This window comes from Mitsuaria sp. TWR114 (genome assembly GCF_007997345.1).
The window spans coordinates 1-2,667 of record NZ_VOSR01000139.1; the positions used below are offsets into that span (position 1 = coordinate 1).

Consider the following 2,667-nt stretch of genomic DNA (forward strand, 5'->3'; position numbering starts at 1 on the left):
GCGCTCGATGCCGGCGCGCTGAGCGTCGAGGTCTCGCGCGCCCAGTTCGACGAACTGGCCCTGCCGCTGGTCAACAAGACGCTGCTGGCGGTGCGCCGCGTGCTGCGCGACGCCAAGGTCGGCGCCGACGAGGTGCAGGGCACGGTGATGGTCGGCGGCTCGACGCGCATGCCGATCGTGCGCCGCGTCGTGAGCGAGCTCTTCGGCCGCGAGGTGCTGACCAACCTGAATCCCGATGAGGTCGTCGCGCTCGGCGCCGCCGTGCAGGCCAATCAGCTCGCCGGCAACAGCGCCGACGGCGAGATCCTGCTGCTGGACGTGATCCCGCTGTCGCTGGGCCTGGAGACGATGGGCGGGCTGGTCGAGCGCATCATCGAGCGCAACGCCACCATCCCGGTCGCCAAGGCCCAGGACTTCACCACCTTCAAGGACGGCCAGACCGCGCTGGCGGTGCACGTGCTGCAGGGCGAGCGCGAACTGGTGAGCGAGTGCCGCTCGCTGGCGCGCTTCGAGCTGCGCGGCATCCCGCCGATGGCCGCGGGCGCCGCCCGCATCCGCGTGAGCTTCCAGGTCGATGCCGACGGCCTGCTGAGCGTGTCCGCGCGCGAGCTGGGCTCGGGCGTCGAGGCGGCGGTGCAGGTCAAGCCGAGCTACGGCCTGGCCGACGAGCAGATCGCCACGATGCTGCGCGAGGGTTTCGCCAGCGCCGAGTCCGACATGGCCGCCCGCAAGCTGCGCGAGGCGCGCGTCGAGGCCGAGCGCATGATCCTCGCCACCCAGTCCGCGCTGCGTGCCGATGGCGACCTGCTCAGCGAGGCCGAGCGCGCCGAGATCGCCGCGCTGCAGTCGGACCTGCTCGCCAAGGCGCAGGTCGACGACGCGGCCGCGAATGCCGATGCCATCGATGCCGCCGTCCAGGCGCTGGCCAAGGGCACCGAGGCCTTCGCCGCCGCGCGCATGAACCGCGGCATCCAGCAGGCCCTGACCGGCCGCAGCATCGATCAGGTCTGAGCGCGAGCCGACACCGCCAGCTTCAAGGACATCCCATGCCCGTCATCAAGATCCTTCCCCATCCCGAATACGCGCCCGAGGGCAAGACCATCGAGGCGCCGTCCGGGACGACGATCTGCGAGGCGCTGCTCGACAACCACGTCGAGATCGAGCACGCCTGCGACCAGGTCTGCGCCTGCACCACCTGCCACGTGATCGTGCGCGAGGGCTTCGCCTCGCTGTCCGAGATGGAGGAGAACGAGGAGGACATGCTGGACCGCGCCTGGGGCCTGGAGCCGAATTCGCGCCTGTCCTGCCAGGCCATCCTGTCCAACACCGACGTGACGGTCGAGATCCCCAAGTACTCGATCAACCACGCCAAAGAGAACCATTGAGCGGCGGCTGATTCCATGCGTGTCCTCGGCATCGAATCCTCCTGCGACGAAACCGGCGTGGCGCTGGTGGACGCCTCGGGCGACGGCGTGCCCGCGCTGCTGGCGCATGCGCTGCACAGCCAGATCTCGATGCACCAGGCCTATGGCGGCGTGGTGCCCGAACTCGCCTCGCGCGACCACATCCGCCGCGTGCTGCCGCTGACCCGCGAGGTGCTGGCCAGCGCCGGCCTGTCGCTGGCGGACATCGACGTCGTTGCCTACACCCAGGGGCCCGGCCTGGCCGGCGCGCTGCTGGTGGGCGCGGGCGTGGCGGCCTCGCTGGGCGCCGCGCTCGATCGACCGGTGATGGGCGTCCATCACCTCGAGGGCCACCTGCTGTCGCCGTTCCTGTCCGAGGATCCGCCGGAGTTCCCCTTCGTCGCGCTGCTCGTCTCGGGCGGCCACACGCAGCTGATGCGGGTCGACGACGTCGGCAGCTACGAGCTGCTCGGCGAAACCATCGACGACGCCGCGGGCGAGGCCTTCGACAAGTCGGCCAAGCTGCTCGGCCTGCCGTATCCCGGCGGCCCGCATCTGTCGAAGCTGGCGGAGCAGGGCGATCCCGAGGCCTTCGCGCTGCCGCGGCCGCTGCTGCACAGCGGCAAGCCCGATTTCAGCTTCGCGGGCCTCAAGACGGCGGTGCTGACGCAGGTGCGCAAGCTCGAGGCGCAGCCCGGCGGCATCACCGAGGCGCAGCGTGCCGACCTGGCCGCGTCGACGCAGGCCGCGATCGTCGAGGTGCTGGTGAAGAAGGCGCTGCTCGCGCTCAAGGACACCGGGCTGAAGCGGCTGGTCGTGGCTGGCGGCGTCGGCGCCAACAAGCGGCTGCGCGAGCAGCTGAACGCGGCCTGCGACAAGCGCCGCGTGCGCGTGCACTATCCCGAGCTGCACCTGTGCACCGACAACGGCGCGATGATCGCGCTCGCCGCCGCGCTGCGCCTGCAGCGCGACATCGACGTCCGGCGCCGGCACCTCGGTCACCGCCAGGATGCCGTCGCGGTGCAGGTTCTGCTGGACCGGATAGGTGACGACCTCGCCACCCGCGCCGCGCACGACCAGCACGCTCAGCTCCAGCGCCAGCGGCAGCATCTGCTCCAGCACGCAGTCGACGCGGCCGAGCTCGTCGAAGGCGGCGGCCAGTTGCGCGCGGTCGGCCACGCGGCGCTGGCCCTTGCCGTCGTAGCCCAGGCGGGCGGTCTTCAGGATGCCCGGCATCAGCGCGTCCGGCACGGCGGCCAGGTCG

The 2,667-nt window shown here is 71.4% G+C and carries 2 protein-coding genes and 2 pseudogenes; 3 read left to right on the forward strand and 1 reads right to left on the reverse strand.

Going from position 1 to position 2,667, the window contains the following annotated elements:
• The 3 genes and pseudogenes from FUT87_RS06650 to tsaD all read left to right on the forward strand — a co-directional run.
• Nucleotides 1-1,011 (forward strand): Hsp70 family protein (locus FUT87_RS06650; protein WP_147240505.1); only part of this gene is annotated, 1,011 nt, incomplete at its 5' end.
• A gap of 35 nt (nt 1,012-1,046) precedes the next feature.
• Nucleotides 1,047-1,385 (forward strand): ISC system 2Fe-2S type ferredoxin, encoded by a 339-nt coding sequence (fdx, locus tag FUT87_RS06655; RefSeq protein ID WP_091724272.1) that lies wholly within the window; start codon nt 1,047-1,049, stop codon nt 1,383-1,385.
• A gap of 15 nt (nt 1,386-1,400) precedes the next feature.
• A pseudogene (tsaD, locus tag FUT87_RS06660) lies at nt 1,401-2,369 on the forward strand (tRNA (adenosine(37)-N6)-threonylcarbamoyltransferase complex transferase subunit TsaD); the annotation flags it as partial.
• Here tsaD and FUT87_RS06665 read toward each other — a convergent pair.
• Nucleotides 2,358-2,667, reverse strand: a pseudogene (locus tag FUT87_RS06665) (ATP-grasp domain-containing protein); the annotation flags it as partial. The pseudogenes tsaD and FUT87_RS06665 overlap by 12 nt on opposite strands.

Excerpts from the sequence above, each read along its gene's own strand:
- fdx (WP_091724272.1), top strand. The coding sequence starts at position 1,047 with ATGCCCGTCATCAAGATCCTTCCCCATCCCGAATACGCGCCCGAGGGC.